The sequence below is a fragment of the Streptomyces coacervatus genome (genome assembly GCF_029223485.1).
GTDB lineage: Bacteria > Actinomycetota > Actinomycetes > Streptomycetales > Streptomycetaceae > Streptomyces > Streptomyces coacervatus.
Genome location: NZ_JARHTP010000007.1, coordinates 144,499 through 166,679, shown reverse-complemented (window position 1 = coordinate 166,679; position 22,181 = coordinate 144,499). Strand labels below are relative to the sequence as shown.

Here is a 22,181-nt window from a genome sequence, read left to right as displayed (position 1 = left end):
CGAACCGATTCGTTCATCACGTGATCGATCGCGTGTCCGAATTGCACTAATTGATACTCACTAAATCGTGATCTTTCCCTAAAGGACTTCGGGTTTGATGCCGAAGACGACTGTGACCTTGAAAGCCGTCCCGCACCCCAGGAGGCCTGGTGTCCGTTCTCCTCGAGCAGCCCGCAAGCCTGGTCGCCTACCGCCCGAACAAGCCGACCGCCATGGTGGTCGTGGCCGATCCCCGCGTCCGCTCCACCGTCACCCGCCACCTGTGGGCGCTCGGTGTGCGCGATGTCATCGAGGCCTCGTCCATCGCGGAGGCTCGTCCCCGCATCGGCAACCCCCGCGACATCTGCGTCGCCGACGTCCATCTGCCCGACGGCTCCGGCCTCACCATCCTCTCGGAGACCCGCGCGGCGGGCTGGCCCAACGGCCTCGCCCTGTCGGCCGCCGACGACATCGGCGCCGTACGCAACGCCCTCGCGGGCGGCGTCAAGGGCTACGTCGTCACCGGCACCCGTACGAACGTCGGGCTCCCCACCCGACCCGGTGCCGCCCCCATCGGTTCCGCCGCCGCCCGTATGCACCGCCGCCCCCCGGGTGCCCCGAGTCACCCGGGTGGCTACCGTGAACTCTCCGGCCGCGAGGTCGAGGTGCTGCGACTGGTCGCGGAGGGCCAGTCGAACAAGGCGATCGGCGTCTCCATGGGCCTGTCCGCACTGACCGTCAAGAGCCATCTCGCCCGGATCGCCCGCAAGCTCGGCACGGGCGACCGCGCCGGAATGGTCGCGGTGGCCCTGCGGACCGGCATCATCCACTGACCCCACCGCCCCAGACGCCCCTACCCTGTATGTCTCTGTCCCGTACATCTCTGCCATTCACGGACGTGAACGGAATCGGCCGCTGATTCTCCGCCCGTGTCCCTCCTGTCGTGAACCGGATCTTTCACCGACCTGACTGGTTTACGACCCCCAGGCGCCCGCCGACGGAACGTTACGTCGGCGGGCGCTGTCCATACACAGATACCCTTGACACGTGACCGACGCCCAAGAGACCGCAGCAGACAGCTCACTGCGAACCACCGGAGGCGCCCCTCCGGAAGACGGCGGAACATCTGTTACGGGGGCGCCGAGCACAGAACCGGCCTCAGAGCCGATCCCTCTGCTCGAGCCGCGCGAGGGCATTCCGCCCGTGATCGCCGACGCGGACGCGCTCGCGGAGGTGGTCGCCGCCTTCGCGGCCGGTTCCGGCCCCGTCGCCGTCGACGCCGAGCGCGCCTCCGGCTACCGCTACGGCCAGCGCGCGTATCTCGTGCAGCTGCGCCGCGAGGGCGCCGGGACCGCGCTGATCGACCCGGTGGCCTGCCCCGATCTGTCGGGCCTCGGCGAGGCGCTGTCCGGCGTCGAGTGGGTGCTGCACGCGGCCACCCAGGATCTTCCGTGTCTGCGCGAGATAGGCATGGTGCCGACGCGGCTGTTCGACACCGAGCTCGCGGGACGCCTGGCCGGATTCCCCAGGGTCGGCCTCGGCGCCATGGTCGAGGGCGTCCTCGGCTTCGTACTCGAAAAGGGCCACTCCGCCGTCGACTGGTCGACCCGCCCGCTGCCCGAGCCGTGGCTGCGGTACGCGGCGCTGGACGTCGAGCTCCTCGTCGATCTGCGCGACGCGCTGGAGAAGGAGCTGGACCGGCAGGGCAAGCTCGAGTGGGCCCGGCAGGAGTTCGACGCGATCGCGTCCGCGCCGCCGCCGGAGCCGCGCAAGGATCCCTGGCGGCGTACGTCCGGGATGCACAAGGTCCGGCGGCGCCGGCAGCTCGCCGTGGTGCGGGAGCTGTGGCAGACGCGGGACCGGATCGCCCAGCGCAGGGATGTGTCGCCGGGGAAGGTGCTCGGGGACGCCGCCATTGTGGAGGCGGCGCTCTCCCTTCCGGGCAACGCGCTCGCGCTGGCCGCCTTGAACGGGTTCGGGAACCGGATGGGGCGGCGGCAGCTGGAGCAGTGGCAGGCTGCGGTGGATCGTGCGAAGGCTTTGGCCGAGGCGCAGTTGCCGGCGCCGGGGCAGCCGGTCACCGGGCCTCCGCCGCCGCGTGCGTGGGCCGACAAGGATCCGGCTGCTGCGGCTCGCCTGTCGGCGGCTCGGGCGGCTGTGTCCGCCCTGGCCGAGCAGCTGAACATGCCTCAGGAGAACCTGATTACGCCGGATACGGTGCGGAGGGTTTGCTGGGAGCCGCCGAAGGTTGTTGACGGGGAGGCGGTTGGGGCCGCGCTTGCAGGTTTCGGCGCACGGGCTTGGCAGGTCGAGCAGGTAACGCCGGTGTTGGTGGCGGCACTTTCCGCCTAGCCGCCGTAAGGGTTCTCTTGTGCGGCGACTACGGGTTGTTTGTGGTTGCTCGCGCAGTTCCTCGCGCCCCTGAAGACAAACACCTCACCGCGTCGCTCCTCTGGTGAAGCCGTTGTAGATGTACCTCTGAAGGCACAGGAAGACGATCAGTGTCGGCAGGATGACGAGGATTGCTCCTGCCGAGATCGTTTCCCAGTGGGCGCCGAACGGGCCCTTGAAGCGGAACAGGGACGTCGAGATCACGCCAAGATCCTGGGACGGCATGTAGAGGAGGGGGATGTAGAAGTCGTTGTAGACGGTGATCCCCTTCACGATCACCACGGTGGCGATGGCCGGTTTCAGAAGCGGGAAGGTGATCTTGCGGTAGATCGTGAAGGCGTTGGCGCCGTCGATGCTGGCGGCCTCGTCCAGTGAGGCCGGTATGGATCGTACGAACTGCAGGAAGATGTAGATCGAGACGATGTCCGTGCCCATGTAGAGCGCGATCGGCGCCCAGAGGGTGTTGAACATTCCGAAGCTGTTGACGATCTGGAAGGTCGCCACCTGGGTGGTGACGCCGGGGACCAGCGCGGCGAGCAGGAAGAGTCCGCGACATTGGCTGCTGCATTGGTATCCGCGTTGCAAGTGACGCGCCTTCTTCTCGATCCACCCGCAGGCGGAGCAACGCAGAGACGTAAAGGGTGCGGGGACGTCCTCGACCCGGTCCGGAGCGGCCCGGCCTTCTGCCCGACCCTCTTGCCGGGCTGCTCAACCGTCCCCTTCGCGGAGGCGGTCATGTTCTTGATGTTCAGCTTCTCGAACCGCACCAGGCGATAGGTGCGGGCAAGCATCGTGCTGGTCTTCTCACACCAGTCCTTACGCCGGTCGGCCTCACGTGCCCTGAGCTTGGCGACCTTGGCGTACTCGGCGGTCTTGGCCTCGCTGCCCTTCGGCGCGCGGGCGGCCCGCCGCTGATGCTTGCGGGCTGCGCACGCTCCTTCGTGGTGAGCTGCGGGCAGTTCAGCTTCCGCCCATCCGACAGGGCGGCGGTGATCTTCACGCCCCGGTCGATGCCGATGACCTCACCCGTGCCGGGCGCGTCGATCGGCTCGGGGATGACGGCGAACGCGATGTGCCACTGGCCGTTGCGGAAGGTGACCCGGAACGTCTTCGCACTCGGCAGCTCGGCGGGGGTGAGTCGCATCCGGTGCCTACGCCGGTACTGACGCCCAGAGGGTCCACAGCGCCGCCTCGGTAATCGCCGTACGGGACTGCGGGTGCGTTGTGGTTGCTCGCGCAGTTCCCCGCGCCCCTTAAAGGGCGCTACCCCACCGCCTGTTTCGATGTGACGTTCGCCGCTCCACCCTCCAGGACTGTGCAGCTACGTTACCCGTAAGTAGCATGGGTCCTGAGCGCGCGCTCAGCGCATGCGTGCCGCAGCAGTGCCATCCCGCATCTGGAGGAGAGCCATCGTGCCTCGTACCGTCAGGGACGTCGTCTTCGTCGACGGCGTCCGTACCCCGTTCGGCAAGGCGGGCCCGAAGGGCATCTACCACGAGACCCGCGCCGACGACCTCGTCGTGAAGGCGATCCGGGAGCTGCTGCGCCGCAACCCCGGTCTCGACCCGAAGAAGATCGACGAGGTCGCCATCGCCGCGACCACGCAGATCGGTGACCAGGGGCTCACCCTCGGTCGTACGGCCGGCATCCTCGCCGGTCTCCCGCAGTCGGTCCCGGGCTACTCGATCGACCGTATGTGTGCCGGTGCGCTGACCGCCGTGACGACGACCGCCGGCTCCATCGCCTTCGGTGCGTACGACGCCGTCATCGCCGGTGGTGTCGAGCACATGGGGCGCCACCCGATGGGTGAGGGCGTGGACCCGAACCCGCGCTTCGTCAGCGAGAAGCTGGTCGACGAGTCGGCGCTGTTCATGGGCATGACCGCCGAGAACCTGCACGACCGCTACCCGACGATCACCAAGCAGCGCGCCGACGAGTACGCCGTGCGCTCGCAGGAGAAGGCCGCCAAGGCGTACGCCAACGGCAAGATCCAGCAGGACCTGGTGCCGATCTCGGTGCGCCGCACCAACCCGGAGGCCGGTGAGACCGGCTGGGGTCTGGTGACGGCGGACGAGCCGATGCGTCCCGGTACCACCCTGGAGAACCTCTCCGGTCTGAAGACGCCGTTCCGTGTCCACGGCCGGGTCACCGCCGGTAACGCGGCCGGTCTGAACGACGGTGCGACCGCCTCGATCATCGCCTCCGAGGACTTCGCCCGCGAGAACAACCTGCCGGTCAAGATGCGTCTCGTCTCGTACGCCTTCGCGGGCGTCGAGCCGGAGGTCATGGGCTACGGTCCGATCCCGGCGACCGAGAAGGCTCTCGCCAAGGCCGGTCTGTCGATCGAGGACATCAACCTCTTCGAGATCAACGAGGCCTTCGCCGTCCAGGTGCTCGCCTTCCTGGAGCACTACGGCATCGCCGACGACGACGCGCGCGTCAACCAGTACGGCGGCGCCATCGCGTACGGCCACCCGCTGGCCTCGTCGGGTGTGCGTCTGATGACGCAGCTGGCCCGTCAGTTCGAGGAGCAGCCGGAGGTCCGTTACGGCCTCACCACCATGTGTGTCGGCTTCGGCATGGGCGCCACGGTGATCTGGGAGAACCCGAACCACAAGGACGCCGGAGGCAACAAGTGAGCACCACCGAACTCCTGAAGGGTGCGGCCGAGCTGTTCCCCGACGAGGTCGTGACGTCCGCGCACGTACGCCACCTCGACCTGCCGTTCGGCGCCGGGCGCTTCGCGCTCATCACGCTGGACAACGGCTTCGACCACACCAAGCCGACCACCTTCGGCCCGGCCTCGCTGGCGAATCTGAACACCGCCATCGACCAGGTCGAGAAGGAGGCCGCGGCCGGCGAGATCGTCGGTGTCGGCATCACCGGCAAGCCGTTCATCTTCGCGGTCGGCGCCGACCTCAAGGGCGTCGAGCTGCTGAAGGAGCACAAGGACGCGCTCGCCATCGGCAAGGGCGGCCACGAGGTCTTCAAGCGCCTGTCCGGCATCGCGGTGCCGACCTTCGCGTACTACAACGGTGCCGCGATGGGCGGTGGCGTCGAGGTCGGTCTGCACTGCAAGTACCGCACCGTCTCGAAGGCGCTCCCGGCCTTCTCCCTCCCCGAGGTCTTCCTCGGTCTGGTCCCCGGCTGGGGCGGCTGCACGATCCTTCCGAACCTGATCGGTGCCGACAAGGCCGTCTCGGTGATCATCGAGAACAGCCTCAACCAGAACAAGCAGCTCAAGGGCCAGCAGGTCTTCGACCTCGGAATCGCGGACGCGATCTTCGAGGGCGCCGACTTCCTGGAGCAGTCGCTGATCTGGACCGCCCAGGTGCTGAAGGGCGACGTCGAGGTCGAGCGTCCGGTGATCGACCGCGGTGAGGCCTGGGACCAGGCCGTCGCCAAGGGCCGCTTCATCGCGGACAGCAAGGTGCACGGGGCCGCTCCGGCCGCCTACCGCGCCCTCGACATCATCGCCGCCGCCAAGAACGGCGACCTGCAGCAGGGCTACGACGCCGAGGATGTCGCCCTCGCCGACCTGATCATGGGTGGCGAACTGCGCGCCGGCATCTACGCGTTCAACCTGGTGCAGAAGCGCGGCAAGCGTCCCGCCGGTGCGCCGGACAAGTCGCTGGCGCGTCCGGTCACCAAGGTGGGCGTCGTGGGCGCGGGCCTCATGGCCTCGCAGCTCGCCCTGCTCTTCCTGCGCCGCCTGGAGGTGCCGGTCGTGCTGACCGACATCGACCAGGAGCGCGTCGACAAGGGTGTGGGCTACGTCCACGCCGAGATCGAGAAGCTGCTCGGCAAGGGCCGTATCAACCAGGACAAGGCCAACCGCCTCAAGGCCCTGGTCACCGGTGTGCTGGACAAGGCCGAGGGCTTCTCCGACGCCGACTTCATCATCGAGGCCGTCTTCGAGGAGATCGGCGTCAAGCAGCAGGTGTTCGCCGAGGTCGAGGCGGTCGCCCCGGCGCACGCGATCCTCGCCACCAACACCTCCTCGCTGTCCGTCTCCGAGATGGCGTCGAAGCTCAAGAACCCCGAGCGGGTCGTGGGCTTCCACTTCTTCAACCCGGTCGCGATCCTCCCGCTGCTGGAGATCGTACGGGGCGAGGCGACCGACGACGCGTCGCTCGCGACCGCCTTCGCCGTTGCCAAGAAGCTGAAGAAGACCGCGGTTCTGGTCAAGGACGCCCCGGCGTTCGTCGTGAACCGCATCCTCACCCGCTTCATGGGCGAGATCCAGAACGTCATCGACGAGGGCACCCCGGTCGAGGTCGCCGAGAAGGCCGTCGAGCCGCTCGGTCTGCCGATGTCCCCGCTGGTGCTGCTGGAGCTGGTCGGTCCGGCCATCGGCCTGCACGTCTCCGAGACCCTCAACCGGGCCTTCCCGGAGCGCTTCACGGTCTCCCCGAACCTCGCGGCCGTCGTCAAGGCGGGCAAGCGCGGCTTCTACGTCTACGACAGCGGGAAGCCCGAGCTCGACCCCGAGGTCGCCGCGCTCCTGAAGCAGGGCGATGTCGTCCTGACCGAGGAGCAGGTCCGCGAGCGCGTCCTCGACGCCGTCGCCCAGGAGATCGGGCTCATGCTCGACGAGGGCGTCGTCGCCGAGGCCCAGGACATCGACCTCTGCCTGATCACGGGCGCCGGCTGGCCCTTCCACCTGGGCGGCATCACGCCGTACCTGGACCGCGAGGGTGTCTCCGAGCGCGTGAACGGCAAGAAGTTCCTGGCTCCTGGCCTGGCGTCGGTTCCGGCGTAGCACACAGGCGCATGTGAAGAGGGCCTCCGCTTTCGGGCGGAGGCCCTCTTTGCTTTCCGGCTCACAGCTCCCGCCAGGCCTCCAGTGCCAGCCCCGGCTCGTCCTTGCGGCGGGTGAGGAGGAGCTGTCCGGTCGACGGGGACAACGTTGCCGCCACCACGCGGCCGTCCTCGTCCACCGCGAGGGACACCGCGGCGTCCGCGGGAAGTGCGGGGCCCGACTCGGTCCACCAGGCGCCGGCCGACTCCTGCTCGGTCGGGTACGCGGCGAAGGCGACGCGGCCGCTCGCCGATCGCTGGGCGAGCAACGTGCAGTCGTGGCCGTCGAGTTCGCAGCGGACGGCCGAGACGGGGCCGGGTCCGGCGGAGGGCAGCAGGGTGACGGGCTTGGCGCCGGGGCGCCAGGCGCACAGGTCGCCCGAGTCGTCGGTGTAGAAGAGGGTCGTGGCATCCGGGGAGGTGGCCAGCGCGTACAGGGTGTCGGGGCGGACCGGGGCCTCCATCGCCTCCTCAAGGGCCGGCTGGCCGCCCGCCTCCTCCTGGAGCCAGTGCAGAATGCCGCCGGGGACGGCCGCGTACAGCTCCACGAGCCCCGACTCCCCCGTCACCGCCGCCAACTCCCCTTGTATCTCACGCCCCTTGAGGTCACGCCACGGGTCCCAGCCACCCTTCGCCTTCTGCGCGACCATGCTCACCCCGCCGCCGTTGTTGCGGACGAAGACATGGGCGCGCCCCTCGGCGTCGACCGCGACGGCGGGCGGGCCGGTGCGGGATCCCTTCTTGTTCGGGTGCCCGACCGGCGCCCAGTCGAGGGCCGCGAGCCGAGGCCGGAAGTGGGTGGAGTGCACGAGGCCCGCCTCGCCGGACACGGTGGGCCGCCAGGAGACCAGATGGGCGTAGGAGTCGTTGCCGTGTCCGACCGCGGGAGACGGGTGCAGCTGCTGCTCGCCGCCGACCCTGCGCGCGGCCGTCCAGGGGCCGCCGGATGAGCATTCCGCCCGGGTCAGGACGGCATCGTCCGTCGGGAGATAGACACTCAGCCGGCCGTCACGGCCGCGTAGGAGCCAGTCGCCGTTCACCGCTTCACTCTAAGCGGGGCCCTGCGCCGACCGGGGCCCGGCCCCTGCGTCCACCGTGCTCGACGGTCCGGTGCGCGGCGCCGGATGCCGGCGGGCAGGCTGTACTACAGCAACCCCAGCGACAGAAGTGAGAAGGAAGCCGATCTCATGACCGACAAGCTCACCGTGAGCGTCCTCGGCACGGGCATCATGGGCGCCGCCATGGCCCGCAACCTGGTCCGCGCCGGACACACCGTCCGCGCCTGGAACCGCACCCGCGCCAAGGCCGAGCCGCTCGCCGCGGACGGCGCGTACGTGGCCGGCACGCCCGCCGAGGCGGTCCAGGGCGCCGACGTCGTCCTGACCATGCTGTACGACGGTCCGGCCGCCCTGGACGTCATGCGGGAGGCCGCCCCCGCGCTGCGCTCCGGCGCCGCCTGGGTGCAGTCGACCACGGCAGGCGTCGAGGCGGTCGCGGAACTGGCCGCGTTCGCCGACGAGCACGGCCTCGTCTTCTACGACGCCCCGGTGCTCGGCACCCGGCAGCCCGCGGAGGCCGGGCAGCTGACCGTGCTGGCCGCCGGGCCCGTCGCCTGCCGGGCGGCGGTGGAGCCGGTGTTCGACGCGGTCGGCGCCCGCACGCTGTGGACCGGGGACGACGGCGCGGCCGGCAGCGCGACCCGGCTGAAGCTGGTCGCCAACAGCTGGGTCCTGGCCGCCACCGCGGCGACCGGCGAGGTGCTGGCCCTGTCCAAGGCCCTCGGTGTCGACCCGCAGAACTTCTTCGACCTCATCGCGGGCGGCCCGCTCGACATGGGCTATCTCAAGGCCAAGGCGGGCCTGGTCCTGAACGACCAACTGTCTCCGGCCCAGTTCGCGGTGGCCACGGCGGCCAAGGACGCCCGTCTGATCGTCGAGGCCGGGCGGCAGGGCGGCGTCCGCCTGGATGTCGCGGCCGCGACCGCCGAGCGCATGGAGCGGGCCGCCGCGCAGGGCCACGGCGACGAGGACATGGCCGCCGCGTACTTCGCCAGCTTCGACGTGCCGCATGAGTGACGGCGACCCGCTGCTCGTGATCGTCGACGCCGCGAACGTCGTCGGGTCGGTGCCCGACGGCTGGTGGCGTGACCGGCAGGGGGCCGCGGAACGCCTCCGCGACCGGCTCGCGACCGACGGACTCCCGGGCCGCACCGCTCCCGCGGAGATCGTCCTGGTGGTGGAAGGGGCGGCACGCGGGGTGGAGACGGTACCCGGCGTCCGGGTGGAGTCGGCGCCGGGCAGCGGGGACGACCACATGGTCGACCTGGTCGCCGGGGCCGGGGAACGGCCGGTTCTGGTGGTGACGGCGGACCGGGAACTGCGGCGCAGGGTGCAGGAGTTGGGGGCCGAGGTGACAGGACCGCGCACCGTCAGGCCGGCGTGAACGCCGTCCGGCCCCGCAGCCCCCGCCGAAGCAGGAGGCGCGGGGCCGGAACACCGAGGCGAATCAAGGGAGAGGCGCAGCAAGAGAGTTGACTACACCCCCTCGCCGACCCTGGTCTCCTCACCGCGCGCCAGACGGCTGTGGGTGCGGCCGTAGAAGAAGTACACGAAGAAGCCGATCACCATCCAGATGCCGAACCGGAGCCAGGTCTCGGCGGGCAGGTTCAGCATCAGCCACAGCGAGGCGCACACCGACAGGATCGGGACGACCGGCACCCACGGGGTGCGGAAGGACCGGGGCAGGTCGGGGCGGGTGTTGCGGAGGATGATCACGCCGATCGCGACGACGATGAACGCGAACAGCGTGCCGATGTTCACCAGTTCCGCGAGTTCGCTGAGGCTGGTGAACCCGGCGACGATCGCGATGATCCCGCCCAGCAGGATGGTCGGCCGGTACGGGGTCTTGAAGCGCGGGTGGACGCGGGAGAAGAAGCGGGGCAGGAGGCCGTCGCGGCTCATCGCGAAGAAGACGCGGGTCTGGCCGAGGAGCAGGATCAGGCAGACCGTGGTCAGTCCGACGGCGGCGCCGAAGCTGATGAAGCCCGCGAACCAGGGGTGCCCGGTGGCCTTGAAGGCGTCGGCGAGCGGGGCGTTCACGGACAGCCTGGTGTAGTGCTGCATGCCGGTGACGACGATCGACACGGCGACGTAGAGCGTGGTGCAGATGATGAGCGAGCCGAGGATGCCGCGCGGCATGTCCCGCTGCGGGTTCCTGGTCTCCTCGGCGGCGGTGGCGACGACGTCGAAGCCGATGAAGGCGAAGAAGACGACGGAGGCGGCGGTGAAGATGCCCATCACACCGAAGTTGGACGGCGCCCAGCCGAACATCAGCTGGATGAGCGGGGCCTTGAGGCTCCCGCCCGCCTCGACCGTCTGCGACTTCGGGATGAACGGCTTGTAGTTGTCGCCCTTGATGAAGAACAGGCCCGCGACGATCACGGTCAGGACAACGGTCACCTTGATGGCGACCACGACAGAGGTGATCCGAGCGGAGAGCTTCATACCCAGGACGAGGATGCCGGTGAGTACGAGCACGAGGGCGGCGGCGAGGATGTCGAAGCCGAACCCGCTCGCCCCCTCTCTGCCGCTGAGCGCTTGGGGCAGATGCCAGCCCGCGTTGTCGAGCAGCGAGGCGATGTAGCCGGACCAGCCGACCGCGACCACCGCGGTGCCGAGCGCGAACTCCAGGACCAGGTCCCAGCCGATGATCCAGGCGGGCAGTTCGCCCAGGGAGGCGTACGCGAAGGTGTACGCGGAGCCGGCCACCGGGACCGTGGAGGCGAACTCGGCGTAGCAGAGCGCGGCGAGTCCGCAGGCGACGCCGGCCGCGACGAAGGCCAGGGCGACGGCGGGGCCGGCGTTGTTCTTGGCCACCGTGCCGGTGAGGACGAAGATGCCGGTGCCGATGATGACACCGACGCCGAAGACCGTCAGATCGAGCGCGGACAGGGATTTCTTGAGCGCGTGCTCGGGTTCCTCGGTGTCGCGGATGGACTGCTCGACCTTCTTCGTCCGGAAGACGGTGCTGCTCACGGGCTTACCTCCCACGCTTCGTCGTCCTCGACATGATCGAGAGGGGGCGTAGGCCGTATGCCCCGGCGCGGACGGATTCACGCAGATGGGCCGCTTTCGCCACCCTTGACGGTGGTGAAAGCGGCCCGTCCGGCCGTACGGATGTGTCAGTCGCGCGCGGGCTCCACCGAGTCGACCTCCGCCGCGGCGCGGTTGAACCGGCCGTCCAGCTTGGAGACCAGCCCGGTGACCTGGCGGGCGATGTCGGGGGCCGTCAGCCCGATCTCCGTCATGACCTCGGCGCGGGAGGCATGGTCGAGGAAGCGCGGCGGGATGCCGAAGTCACGCAGCGGGACGTCGACGCCCGCGTCTCGCAACGCCTGCGCGATCGCCGAACCGACGCCGCCGACACGGGAGTTGTCCTCGACGGTGACGACCACGCGGTGCCGCTCCGCGAGGGGCGCCATGGCCTCGTCGACGGGCTTGACCCAGCGCGGGTCGACGACGGTGGTGGAGATGCCCTGCTTGTCGAGCAGCGAGGCGATCTCCAGGCACATGGGGGCGAGGGCGCCCACGGAGACGAGCAGCACGTCCGGGGTGTCCGTGCCGGGCTCGCGCAGGACGTCCATGCCGCCCACCCGTCCCACGGCGGCTACGGCGGGACCGACGGCGCCCTTGGAGAAGCGCACCACGGTCGGCGCGTCCTTGACCTCGACGGCCTCCCGCAGCTGCGCCCGCACCTGGTCGGCGTCGCGCGGCGCGGCGAGCCTGAGCCCCGGCACGACCTGCAGGATCGACATGTCCCACATGCCGTTGTGGGAGGCGCCGTCGGTGCCGGTGATGCCGGCCCGGTCCAGGACGAAGGTGACGCCGCACTTGTGCAGGGCGACATCCATCAGCACCTGGTCGAAGGCGCGGTTGAGGAAGGTGGCGTAGACGGCGAAGACGGGGTGCAGTCCGCCGGTGGCGAGGCCCGCCGCGGAGACGGCGGCGTGCTGCTCGGCGATGCCGACGTCGTAGATCCGCTTGGGGAAGGCGTCGGCGAACTTCTTCAGGCCGACCGGCTGCAGCATCGCCGCAGTGATGGCGACGATGTCCTTCCGCTCCTTGCCGAGTTGCACCATCTCGTCGCCGAAGACGGAGGTCCAGTCGGCGCCGGAGGCCTTGATCGGCAGGCCGGTGTCGGGGTGGATGGGGCCGATGCCGTGGAAGCGGTCGGCCTCGTCCTGGAGGGCGGGCTGGTAGCCGCGGCCCTTCTCGGTGAGGCAGTGGACGATGACGGGGCCGCCGAACCGCTTGGCGCGCGCGAGGGCCGACTCCAGCGCCTCGATGTCGTGACCGTCGATCGGGCCGACGTACTTGAGCCCCAGGTCCTCGAACATGCCCTGCGGCGCGATGAAGTCCTTGAGGCCCTTCTTGGCCCCGTGGAGGGTCTCGTAGAGCGGCTTCCCGACGACCGGGGTCCGCTCCAGCAGGTCCTTCCCGCGGGCCAGGAAGCGCTCGTACCCGTCGGTCGTACGAAGGGTGGCGAGGTGGTTGGCGAGGCCGCCGATGGTCGGGGCGTACGACCGCTCGTTGTCGTTGACGACGATGACGAGGGGCCGGTCCTTGGCGTCGGCGATGTTGTTGAGGGCCTCCCAGGCCATACCGCCGGTCAACGCACCGTCACCGATCACGGCGACCACATGGTCGTCGCGCTCCAGGATCTGGTTGGCCTTGGCGAGGCCGTCGGCCCAGCCGAGCACCGTGGAGGCGTGGCTGTTCTCGATGACGTCGTGCTCGGACTCGGCCTGCGCGGGGTAGCCGGACAGGCCGCCCTTCTGCTTCAGCTTCGAGAAGTCCTGACGGCCGGTGAGCAGCTTGTGCACATAGGACTGGTGGCCCGTGTCCCACAGCACCCTGTCCTTCGGGGAGTCGAAGACGCGGTGCAGGGCGATGGTGAGCTCGACGACGCCCAGGTTGGGGCCGAGGTGGCCGCCGGTCTTGGAGACGGCGTCGACGAGGAAGGTCCGGATCTCCTCTGCCAGCTGGTCCAGCTGCTCCAGGCTGAGCCGGTCCAGATCGCGCGGTCCCCTGATGCGGGTCAGCAGCGGCACCCGTGCCTCCTTGCAGTAGAGCTGATCGAGCTGTTGCCGGGCTTGTCGAGTCTAATGTTCCGCCTGTGCGGACGACGCGCGGGCAGTGCGTGATACGTCACGCGATCGGCTGTACGACACAAAAAACGCCCGGCACCTATGAGGTACCGGGCGTCATGGGCGCCCCAAAGGGGCGCCCCTAAGGGGCGCGGGGAACTGCGCGACCAGCCACACACGGCCGGCACCCGTAATACCACCGCACCCCCACGGCGCAACCGCGTTATGCGCGACCCGCAGCCTTCTGACTCTTACGAGAGACGGAGTCAATGACAACCGCACCCAGCAGAACCGCACCAGTGATCATGTACTGGATGGACGTGTTCATGTTCAGCAGGTCCAGACCGGTCTGGATCGACTGAATCACCAGCATGCCCAGCAGCGCGGACCACACCGACCCCCGGCCGCCGAACAGCGACGTACCACCGATGACCGCCGCCGCGATGGCGAGCATCAGCGTGTTGCCGCCACCGGCGGTCAGCGTCGCGCTCGCCGTCTGGCCGGCGAAGAACATGCCGCCGATCGCCGCGAACATGCCGGAGATGGAGAACACGGTGATACGGACCATGGGCACGCTGATACCCGCACGGCGGGCCGCCTCGATGCCGCCGCCGACCGCGAACACCTTGCGGCCGTAAGTGGTGCGCCGCAGCACGAAGTCGACGATCACGAGGCAGGCGAGGAAGATCACCAGGGCGTTGGAGACACCGGCGGCGCTGTTCAGCACGGCCGCGGCCGCGAAGGACGCGATACCGAGCAGGACGACGCGCACCAGGATCTCGCTGGTGGGGCGGAAGGGCACCCCGGCGGCCCGGCGGCGGCGCTGCTCGTTGAACTGGCCCACCAGCGACAGGACGACGCCGAGGCCGGCCAGCAGATAGGCACCGATGACGGCCTGGTCCATGAAGAAGGAGTTCTGGCCGAAGAGGTGCACGGGGCCGGAGTCGGCCGGGATGTTGATGGTGCCGCTGGAGCCCAGCAGCCACAGCATCAGACCGTTCCAGCCCAGGAAGCCGGCCAGGGTCACGACGAACGCTGGTACGCCGATCCTCGCGAAGAAGAATCCGTGCAGTGCGCCGATTCCGATACCGGTCAGGACGGTCAGGACCAGCGCGAGCCAGTCGTTCATACCGTGCTCGACGACGAACACGGCGAAGATCGTCGAGGACAGGCCGCTGACCGAGCCGACGGAGAGGTCGATCTCGCCGAGCAGCAGCACGAACACCAGGCCGATGGCGAGCATGCCGGTGGCCGACATGTAGTAGCTGATGTTGGAGAGGTTGTCCGCGCTGAGGAAGCGGTCGTTCTTCAGCTGGAAGATCGTCCAGATGACGATCAGGCCGATGACGACCGGCAGCGAGCCCAGCTCGCCGCCCTTCACCTTGCGCTTGAACTCGGTGAGGTAGCCCTTGAAGCCCTCTTCACGGACCAGCAGCCGCGGGTCGACCACGGAGACCGCAGCGGCCGTCGGGTCGTCCGCCGGAGCCACTGTCTGCTGCTCCGGCGCGGCGTCCGTCTTGGAAACCTTGGACGTGTCGCTCACTTTGCCGCCTCCGTGCTGCGACGCCCCGCACGACGGGTCACGGCGTTGTCCGTGGCACCCGTGATCGCGGCGATGATCTCTTCGTGGCTGGTGTCCTTCACGGGGAAGGAGCCGTTGTTCCTGCCCAGGCGCAGGACGGCGACGGTGTCGGCGACCGCCTTGACGTCGGCCATGTTGTGGCTGATGAGGATGACGCCGAGGTTGCGCTCGCGCAGCCGCTCGACCAGGTCGAGGACCTGCGCGGTCTGCTCGACGCCGAGGGCGGCGGTGGGCTCGTCGAGGATGACGACCTTCGGCTCGCCGATCAGCGCGCGGGCGATGGCGACGACCTGGCGCTGACCGCCGGAGAGGCTCGCGATCGGGATGCGCACGCTCGGGATGCGGATGGAGAGCGTGGACAGCAGCTCCCGGGCGTTCTTCTCCATCGTGACCTCGTCGATGACGCCGCGGTGCAGCAGCTCACGTCCGAGGTAGAGGTTGCCGACCACGTCGAGGTTGTCGCACAGGGCGAGGTCCTGGTAGACGGTCGCGACACCGAGGCCCTGGGCGTCGTGCGGTTTGTTGATGCTGACCGGGTTGCCCTCCCACTCGATGACGCCCTCATCGATGGGGTGGACACCTGCGATCGTCTTGACCAGGGTCGACTTTCCTGCGCCGTTGTCGCCCACCAGGGCGACGACTTCTCCGGCGTGAACCTCCAGCTCTACGTCGGTGAGGGCCTGGACCGCACCGAATCGCTTGGAGACTCCGCGCAACGCCAGCACGGGCGTAGCGGACACGTGAACCATCTCCTTCGCCGCCTGACCGGCGGGGATGCCGCGCTTGGGGTAGTGCGCGGAGGGGCGTGCGGGACCGCACGCGGTTTACAAGATGAACATGCGCGAATCCGCTGCGCTTGGCAACGGTTCCGTCCGGCACCCGTCCCGGCAGCGGGGTGGTTGGGCCGGGGCGGGCGCCGGACAGGCTTCGCGGGACCGCGGGGCGGTCACGGGTCGAGCGACCGCCCGGGGGTCCGGGCGGTCACTCGGGTGCGGGCCGCCTACTTGAGGCCGGCGGCCGCGCACGCCTTGGCGTAGGCGGAGGTGCAGATCTGCTGGACGGTGTAGAGCCCGTCCTTGACGACCGTGTCCTTGATGTTGGCCTTGGTCACGGAGACCGGGGTCAGCAGCTGCGAGGGCACCTTGTCGCCGGAGCCGCTGGTCAGCGTCGTGGTGGCGAGGGAGGAGATGCTCTTGCCCTGGGCAATGTCGACCGCGAGCGTGGCGGCGGCGTCGGCCTCCGGCTTGAAGGCCTTGTAGACGGTGCTCGACTGGGTGCCGGCGAGGATGCGCTGGATACCGGCGAGCTCCGCGTCCTGACCCGTCAGCGGGATACCGGCGATGCCGGCGCCCTTGAGGGTGTTGGCGATACCACCGGCCATGCCGTCGTTGGCGGAGTAGACGCCGGCGATGTTCTTGGCACCGAGCTGGGTGATGGCCGCGGACATCTTCTGGGCGGCGACGGTGTCCTTCCAGAGGCCGGACTGCTCGTAGGCGATGTTCACCTTGCCGTCGAGGGCCTTGTGCGCGCCCTGCTTGAACTGAGCGGCGTTCGGGTCGGCGTCGTCACCGTTGATCATGACGACCTTCGACTTCGTGGTGGCCTTGGAGCCCAGCGAGGTGAGCAGGGCCTCGCCCTGCAGCTGGCCGACCTTGACGTTGTCGAAGGAGACGTACGCGGAGACCGGGCCCTGCGCGAGGCGGTCGTAGGCGACGACCTTGATGCCCTTGTTCACCGCGGTCTGGATGGAGGACTTGATGGCCGCGGAGTCCTGGGCGCTGATCACGATGACCTTGACACCCTTGGTGATCATGGTGCTGACCTGCTGCGCCTGCTTGGCCGCGTCGGCGTTGGCGTTGGCGTACTGCACGGTGCAGCCGGAGCAGAGCTCCTTGACCTTGGCCTCGAAGAGGGGCCGGTCGAACTGCTCGTAGCGGGTCTGGGTGTTGTCGGGAAGAAGCAGACCGATCGACGTGCTGCCGCCCGAGCTGGTGCTCGACGACTTCTTGTTGTTGTCGCCGGCCTTACCACAAGCAGCCACTGCAAGGGCCATCGAGACGGCGGTCGTGCCGATCACGACCTTACGCATCGTTGCGTTCATTTTGGGGGTGCCTCCCTGACAGGGCCGCAACGCTGCGGCCGAGGTGGCTGGAAGTCAACTCGGCCACACGTGCGACGTCAAGAAGTAAATACTTAACGAGATGGCAACGGCGTCATGCGTTCTCTAAGTGAAGGCAGGTGTCGCGGTCGACAGGGTGCCGTCCAAAAGGGTCGAATCGCCCATCTCGCTGAGTGCGAGAGCAAGCGCTCCGAGCACCTCCGCACGGCCCCCAAGTGCCCCCGGGAGAACGGACAGTTGACGCGCTGCGCTGGGGATCGCATAGCGGCCGACAGACTCCCTGATCGGCCCGAGCACCAGCTCACCGGCCTCGGCGAGATCACCGCCCAGGACGACCCGGCTCGGGTTCAGCAGATTGCAGAGATTGGCGACTCCACTGCCGATGTGACGGCCGACGTCGGCGATCACCCGACGGCAGCCCGGATCCCCCTCCTTGGCCAGCCGTACGACGCCTTCCATCGTGAGGTCGGTGCCGTGACTGGACTGGAGGAGCGGGAGTACATAGCGCGCTGCAGCAAAGGTTTCCAGGCATCCCCGGTTCCCGCAGCGGCAGACGGGGCCGGATTCATCGAGTGTAATATGTCCGATTTCTCCAGCGGTACCGCCGGGACCCCGGTAGATCTTCCCGTTGATCACCAGGCCCGCGCCGACACCACTGGCGACCTTGATGTACGCCAGGTCCCTGACCCCCCGGCCACTGCCCCAGACCAGCTCGCCGAGGGCGCCCAGGTTGGCGTCGTTGTCCACGTGCACGGGCACGCCGAGCCGCCCCTGCAGCTCCTCGGCGGGCTTGGTGCCGGTCCAGCCGGGCAGGATCGCGGTCGAGCCGAGGGTGCCGGACTCGACGTCGATCGGGCCGGGCACGCCGAGGCCCACGCCCGCGATCTTGGAACGGTCGACCCCGGTTGCTGCAATCAGGCGATTGACCAGCTCTTCCGCCCGGTCGAAGCCCTGTGCCGAGGAGGCGTCCACGTCCAGCGGCTCGGACTCCTCGGCCAGCACCTGGTGGGCGAGGTTCCCGACCGCGACGCGCAAATGCGTGTGCCCGAAATCCACGCCGATGACAATGCCCGCGTCACCGCTGAGGCTGACGCTGCGGGCCCTGCGGCCGCCCGCCGAAGTGGGCGTGACCTCGACCGTTCCGCCGTCCTTGAGCTCGCGGACGATATTGGAGACCGTTGCCGCGGACAGCCCTGTGGTCCTCGCGATCTCCGCCTGCGTGAGTGACCCGGCCAGCCGGACGGCCCGTACGACCCGCTCCAGGTTGGCTCGGTGCAGTGACGACTGCGACCCCGGAGTCTCCACGACGACCTCCTGCGCGCGGGACCGCTTCAATGAGGCCCCGTCTATGTCCAACTAGTGAACTCTAAGCTGAGCCGTTCGGGTCGCCTCCCGTCAAGAGGTTGAACCGTTTCCGGGTCGTTGCACACGTCCTCGGACACATGGGGGCGCGCCGCCCCCGGGACCCGGGAACGGCGCGCGGAATCGGGCGCGGGTCGCTACTTCAGCGCCCCCGCCGTCAGCCCCTGCACCACCTGCCGCTGGAAGACGATGTACGCCGCCAGCACCGGCAGCATCGCCATCACCAGGCCGGCGAAGAGCCCGGACCAGTCGCCCTTGTACCCCTGGCTGGCCGCCAGCTGCACCAGGCCCTGGGTGAGCACGCGCTTGTCCGGGTCGGTGTTGAGCACCGTCGGCAGCATGTACTGGTTCCACTGCCCGAGGAAGTTGAAGATCCCCACGCTGATCAGGCCGGGCTTGGCCATCGGCAGCATGATCTGGAAGAACGTCCGGGAGTGCGAGGCCCCGTCGACGAAGGCCGCCTCCGCGACCGAGGTCGGCAGGGTCCGGAAGAACGCGGTCAGGAAGAAGACCGTGAACGGCAGCGAGTAGGCGATGTAGACCAGGATCAGGCCGTGGATGGTGTTCAGGAGGCCCATGTTGTTCACGACATAGAACAACGGGACCAGCGCCAGCATGATCGGGAAGCTCATGCCGCCGATGAAGAGGAAGTAGATGAAGCGGTTGCCCGGGAAGTCGAACCGGGCGAGCACGTATGCCGCCATCGAGCCGAGCGCCAGGGTGCCGATGAGTGAACCGCCCACCACCAGAATGGTGTTGAGGAAGTAGTCGCTCATATTGGCGTCGGTCCAGGCCCGCGCCCAGTTCTCGAAGTGCAGTTTGTCCGGCAGTGCCCAGGGCGAGCTGAAGATGGAGCTGTCGTCCTTGAAGGACGTCATCACCGCCCACAGCAGCGGCATGACGACCATGAACGCCCACAGCACGAGCATGCCGTGGGAGAAGACGTTGAGGACGTTTCCTTCCTTCTTCTGCTTTGCGGGCGCATCGGTCGGCATGTCGACCTTGCTGACGGAGGCGCCGGACTCGGCCGGCACGGGGGCGGAGGTCTCTGTCGTCTTCATCTGCTCAGTACTCCAGCCGCTCGCGCCGGCCCAGCCGCATCACGACCGCCGCGAAGAGCAGCGTGACGACGAGCAGGGCGACGCCGATGGTGGTCGCGTAGGCGGCCTGTCCGTCACGGAACGCCTTCTGGTACACGTACAGGACCATGACGGTGGTCGAGTAGTCGGGACCGCCGGGCCCGGTCGTCATGATCTGCACGACCGCGAACGACTCGGCGCCGAGGGCGAGGATGCCCATGTAGACCCAGCCGGACTGCACGGTGTCCCACAGCAGCGGCAGGGTGATCCGGAAGAACGTGGAGACGCGGTTCGCGCCGTCCAGCAGCGCGGCCTCGTAGAGGTCCGCCGGGATGGAGGCCATGCCGGCGGAGAAGAGGACCACGAAGAAGCCGACCGTGGACCAGACGAGCACCGCCATCACACACCACAGGGCCAGGCTCGGGTCGCCCAGCCAGAGCGGCTGGACGCTGCCGAGCCCGATCCCGCGCAGCAGCGAGTTGATCGCTCCGCTGTCCGGGTTGTACGCGAAGGCGAACAGCAGGGCGACGATCGCGATCGACAGCACCTGCGGGAAGAAATAGACGATTTTGTAGAACGACGAACCGCGGACGCCGGAAATCACCGGGCCGCCCCGTCTTCTCCGCCCGCCCACATTGATCATGAAGGCGAAGAACAACGCCAGACTGATCGTCACCACCGGCAGCACCAACGCGAACAGCAGGCTGTGCTGCAACGACTTCCAGAAGATCTCGTCGTCGAGCATCCTTTTGTAGTTGTCGAAGCCGACCATCTTGAATTCGGGGCTCAGGCCGGTCCAGTCCGTGAACGAGTAGTAGATGGACTGGATGAACGGCCAGACGACGAAAAGCGCGTACAGCCCCAGGGGCAGCGCGAGAAACCCCACGATGAACCGGTACTTGCCGTGCTGCATTACTACCTACCCCGATCTCCGGGCCGGTGCCGAGTGCTGCCGCTGGTGACGGACCCTCACTGGTGCTTGTAGTGCTTGATCGACGTGTCCTTGGCGGCCGCGTCGGCGAAGCCCTGGATCTTCTTGATGGCTTCGGCCGGGGTGGACCGGCCGGCCATCATCTCGCCGAGGCCCGCCACACCAATCTGCTCCTTCTGCAGCTGTACATACCAGTCCTGGAGCCGCGGGTTCAGCACGTTGTCCCCGGCCAGCTTCAGCGCGGCGACACCGGACTTGAGGCCCGGGGTCAGGGAGATCCCGCTGGTGCCGCCGTTGAAGGCGGTCAGCGACTTGACCTTGGTGGTGAAGTTCTTCGAGGAGGCCTCGCTGAGCATGATGCGCAGCTGCTCCATGCCGCCCTCGGGGTTCGCCGCCTTGGCCGGGACGATGAACGGCTCGCCGCCGGAGGCCCAGATGGTGCCGAAGGGCATCTTGTCGGAGCTGTCGATGCCGGTGGGCGCGGAAACCGCGAGGTTGAAGTCGGCCGGGATGACGTTGGCCGACTCGTTCTCCACCCAGGAGCCGTTCGGGATGAACAGCGCCTTGCCCTTGGCCCATGCGGTCTGCGACTGGATGTGGTCGAGGCCGGGGGTGCCCTTGAGGATGTAGCCCTTCTTGTAGAGCTCGTAGTAGGCCTCGAAACAGGCCTTGACGGCCGGGTGCTTCCAGGCGTTGGGCTCCAGGTTGTCGATGGCGTCGAGGACCTCGCGGCCGCCGACCTTGCCGATCATCGGGTACAGCGAGAAGGGGATGTAGTACGGGTACTTGCCCGCGTATGTCCAGCCCGCGATGCCCTTCTTCTTGGCCTTCTCGCAGACGGCGAGCATCTCGTCCCAGGTCTTGGGGTACTGCGCGTCGAGCGAGTCCAGGGCCTTCTGCGAGTACCAGACGCCGTACACCGTGTAGGCGTAGTACATGATCCAGACCGGGTTGCCGTCGAACTGGCCCATCTCCACGATGCCGGGGCGCAGCGTGTCGCGGACCTTCTTGCTCGGGTCGTCGTAGGACGGGGCGTCGAGCAGCGGGGTGAGGTCGGCGAGCTGCTTCTTGCCGACCAGGACGCCCATGTCCATCTGCTCGGCGCCGGAGTTGTCGATGAGGTCCGGCGGGGTGCCCTGGTTGAAGCGGGGCTGGAGCGTGGACTGGATCTTCTGGGTGGCGGAGAACTTCACCTTCACCTTGGGGAAGTTCGTCTGGTAGATCTTGACGGCGTCCTGGGCGTACTCCTTGCCGAAGCCGCCGTCGAACAGGACGAACTCCATGCCCGCGGTGTCGTTCACGCCCAGCGGGTTCTTGGCGGTCTTCTTGCCCGCCTTGGCCTTGCTCGTGCTGTCGCCGCCGCCGCTGCTGGCGCAGGCCGACAGAAAGCTCATCGTGGGTACGGAGATCAGTCCGAGCGCAGCGGACCGCTTGATCAGATCGCGGCGGCCGACACCCGCGCTGCCGTTGTTCTCGGCGGAAGTGGATCCCATGCTCAAGTCCTCGCCTTCTCCAGGACTCAGGCGGTGAACCGGATCCTCCCCGGCACCGCGGTCAGGTCAGCAGGGTCGTGCAGGAAGTGCGGATCGTGAAGAACGGATCGGGTGAATCGCCGACAGGTATAGTCCACTTCCCGCCAACGGAGCAAGATCGAATGCAAGGTTGGCCAATGGTCTTATCCGAGTTGAGACCTCGCGGAAATATGAGCCGCCTGTGGCTACCTGGCCGGAAAAATCCGCGACATACGCCCCGAATGCCACAGCCAACGCCCTTGACATCACTGACCACTTGAC

Annotated in this window: 16 protein-coding genes and 2 pseudogenes; 6 read left to right on the top strand and 12 right to left on the bottom strand. The window is 68.3% G+C overall.

Going from position 1 to position 22,181, the window contains the following annotated elements; translation table 11 throughout:
- The first annotated feature begins 149 nt into the window (after positions 1–149).
- Both P2Q00_RS18910 and P2Q00_RS18905 read left to right on the top strand, forming a co-directional pair.
- Positions 150–812 carry a response regulator transcription factor gene (locus tag P2Q00_RS18910; protein WP_030939825.1) on the top strand — a complete coding sequence of 221 codons (663 nt, stop codon included), beginning with the start codon at positions 150–152 and terminating at the stop codon, positions 810–812.
- Between the two features lie 214 nt (positions 813–1,026).
- Complete coding sequence (locus P2Q00_RS18905) at positions 1,027–2,331, top strand: ribonuclease D (protein ID WP_275773754.1); 1,305 nt, start codon at positions 1,027–1,029, stop codon at positions 2,329–2,331.
- A gap of 84 nt (positions 2,332–2,415) precedes the next feature.
- Here the strand turns inward: P2Q00_RS18905 and P2Q00_RS18900 are convergent.
- Positions 2,416–2,916: pseudogene (locus tag P2Q00_RS18900) on the bottom strand (carbohydrate ABC transporter permease); the annotation flags it as partial.
- A gap of 242 nt (positions 2,917–3,158) precedes the next feature.
- A pseudogene (locus tag P2Q00_RS50780) lies at positions 3,159–3,329 on the bottom strand (hypothetical protein); the annotation flags it as partial.
- 453 nt (positions 3,330–3,782) lie between these two features.
- On the opposite strand from P2Q00_RS50780, the gene P2Q00_RS18895 reads away from it, so the two are divergent.
- Together P2Q00_RS18895 and P2Q00_RS18890 are read left to right on the top strand one after the other, a co-directional pair.
- A complete protein-coding gene (locus P2Q00_RS18895) occupies positions 3,783–5,009 on the top strand; it encodes a thiolase family protein (protein WP_275773753.1) in 1,227 nt (408 codons plus the stop codon).
- Entirely contained in the window at positions 5,006–7,132 is a 2,127-nt protein-coding gene (locus tag P2Q00_RS18890) for a 3-hydroxyacyl-CoA dehydrogenase NAD-binding domain-containing protein (RefSeq protein ID WP_275773752.1), read from the top strand. Before P2Q00_RS18895 ends, P2Q00_RS18890 begins: the two co-directional genes overlap by 4 nt.
- Before the next feature lie 61 nt (positions 7,133–7,193).
- Here the strand turns inward: P2Q00_RS18890 and P2Q00_RS18885 are convergent, their stop codons facing one another.
- On the bottom strand, positions 7,194–8,210 hold the full coding sequence (locus P2Q00_RS18885) for a PLL family lectin (protein ID WP_275773751.1): 1,017 nt from the start codon (positions 8,208–8,210) through the stop codon (positions 7,194–7,196).
- 147 nt (positions 8,211–8,357) lie between these two features.
- Here P2Q00_RS18885 and P2Q00_RS18880 point away from each other — a divergent pair, with 147 nt between their 5' ends.
- Together P2Q00_RS18880 and P2Q00_RS18875 are read left to right on the top strand one after the other, a co-directional pair.
- A complete protein-coding gene (locus P2Q00_RS18880) occupies positions 8,358–9,245 on the top strand; it encodes an NAD(P)-dependent oxidoreductase (RefSeq protein WP_275773750.1) in 888 nt (295 codons plus the stop codon).
- Positions 9,238–9,612, top strand: a complete 375-nt coding sequence (locus P2Q00_RS18875; RefSeq protein ID WP_275773749.1) for a PIN domain-containing protein — start codon at positions 9,238–9,240, stop codon at positions 9,610–9,612. Before P2Q00_RS18880 ends, P2Q00_RS18875 begins: the two co-directional genes overlap by 8 nt.
- A gap of 92 nt (positions 9,613–9,704) precedes the next feature.
- Here the strand turns inward: P2Q00_RS18875 and P2Q00_RS18870 are convergent, their stop codons facing one another.
- The 9 genes from P2Q00_RS18870 to ngcE form a co-directional block, all read right to left on the bottom strand.
- Entirely contained in the window at positions 9,705–11,204 is a 1,500-nt protein-coding gene (locus tag P2Q00_RS18870) for an amino acid permease (protein ID WP_275773748.1), read from the bottom strand.
- A gap of 146 nt (positions 11,205–11,350) precedes the next feature.
- Positions 11,351–13,279, bottom strand: coding sequence for a 1-deoxy-D-xylulose-5-phosphate synthase (gene dxs, locus P2Q00_RS18865; RefSeq protein ID WP_275773747.1), 1,929 nt, complete (start codon positions 13,277–13,279; stop codon positions 11,351–11,353).
- A gap of 259 nt (positions 13,280–13,538) precedes the next feature.
- Positions 13,539–14,858, bottom strand: coding sequence for a sugar ABC transporter permease (locus P2Q00_RS18860; RefSeq protein WP_275773746.1), 1,320 nt, complete (start codon positions 14,856–14,858; stop codon positions 13,539–13,541).
- A complete protein-coding gene (locus P2Q00_RS18855; RefSeq protein ID WP_275773745.1) occupies positions 14,855–15,646 on the bottom strand; it encodes an ATP-binding cassette domain-containing protein in 792 nt (263 codons plus the stop codon). Before P2Q00_RS18855 ends, P2Q00_RS18860 begins: the two co-directional genes overlap by 4 nt.
- A gap of 251 nt (positions 15,647–15,897) precedes the next feature.
- Positions 15,898–16,998, bottom strand: a complete 1,101-nt coding sequence (locus P2Q00_RS18850) for a sugar ABC transporter substrate-binding protein (protein WP_275773744.1) — start codon at positions 16,996–16,998, stop codon at positions 15,898–15,900.
- Positions 16,999–17,121: 123 nt separating this feature from the next.
- Complete coding sequence (locus P2Q00_RS18845; protein WP_275773743.1) at positions 17,122–18,321, bottom strand: ROK family transcriptional regulator; 1,200 nt, start codon at positions 18,319–18,321, stop codon at positions 17,122–17,124.
- Between the two features lie 194 nt (positions 18,322–18,515).
- Positions 18,516–19,439, bottom strand: a complete 924-nt coding sequence (locus P2Q00_RS18840) for a carbohydrate ABC transporter permease (RefSeq protein WP_275773742.1) — start codon at positions 19,437–19,439, stop codon at positions 18,516–18,518.
- Between the two features lie 4 nt (positions 19,440–19,443).
- Complete coding sequence (locus P2Q00_RS18835) at positions 19,444–20,370, bottom strand: carbohydrate ABC transporter permease (protein WP_275773741.1); 927 nt, start codon at positions 20,368–20,370, stop codon at positions 19,444–19,446.
- A gap of 56 nt (positions 20,371–20,426) precedes the next feature.
- A complete protein-coding gene (gene ngcE / locus P2Q00_RS18830; protein WP_275773740.1) occupies positions 20,427–21,881 on the bottom strand; it encodes an N-acetylglucosamine/diacetylchitobiose ABC transporter substrate-binding protein in 1,455 nt (484 codons plus the stop codon).
- Positions 21,882–22,181: the final 300 nt, after the last annotated feature.

Excerpts from the sequence above, each read along its gene's own strand:
- P2Q00_RS18880 (WP_275773750.1), top strand. The coding sequence starts at position 8,358 with ATGACCGACAAGCTCACCGTGAGCGTCCTCGGCACGGGCATCATGGGC.
- P2Q00_RS18875 (WP_275773749.1), top strand. The coding sequence starts at position 9,238 with ATGAGTGACGGCGACCCGCTGCTCGTGATCGTCGACGCCGCGAACGTC.
- P2Q00_RS18855 (WP_275773745.1), bottom strand. The coding sequence starts at position 15,646 with ATGGTTCACGTGTCCGCTACGCCCGTGCTGGCGTTGCGCGGAGTCTCC.
- P2Q00_RS18850 (WP_275773744.1), bottom strand. The coding sequence starts at position 16,998 with ATGAACGCAACGATGCGTAAGGTCGTGATCGGCACGACCGCCGTCTCG.
- P2Q00_RS18840 (WP_275773742.1), bottom strand. The coding sequence starts at position 19,439 with ATGAAGACGACAGAGACCTCCGCCCCCGTGCCGGCCGAGTCCGGCGCC.
- P2Q00_RS18835 (WP_275773741.1), bottom strand. The coding sequence starts at position 20,370 with ATGCAGCACGGCAAGTACCGGTTCATCGTGGGGTTTCTCGCGCTGCCC.
- ngcE (WP_275773740.1), bottom strand. The coding sequence starts at position 21,881 with ATGGGATCCACTTCCGCCGAGAACAACGGCAGCGCGGGTGTCGGCCGC.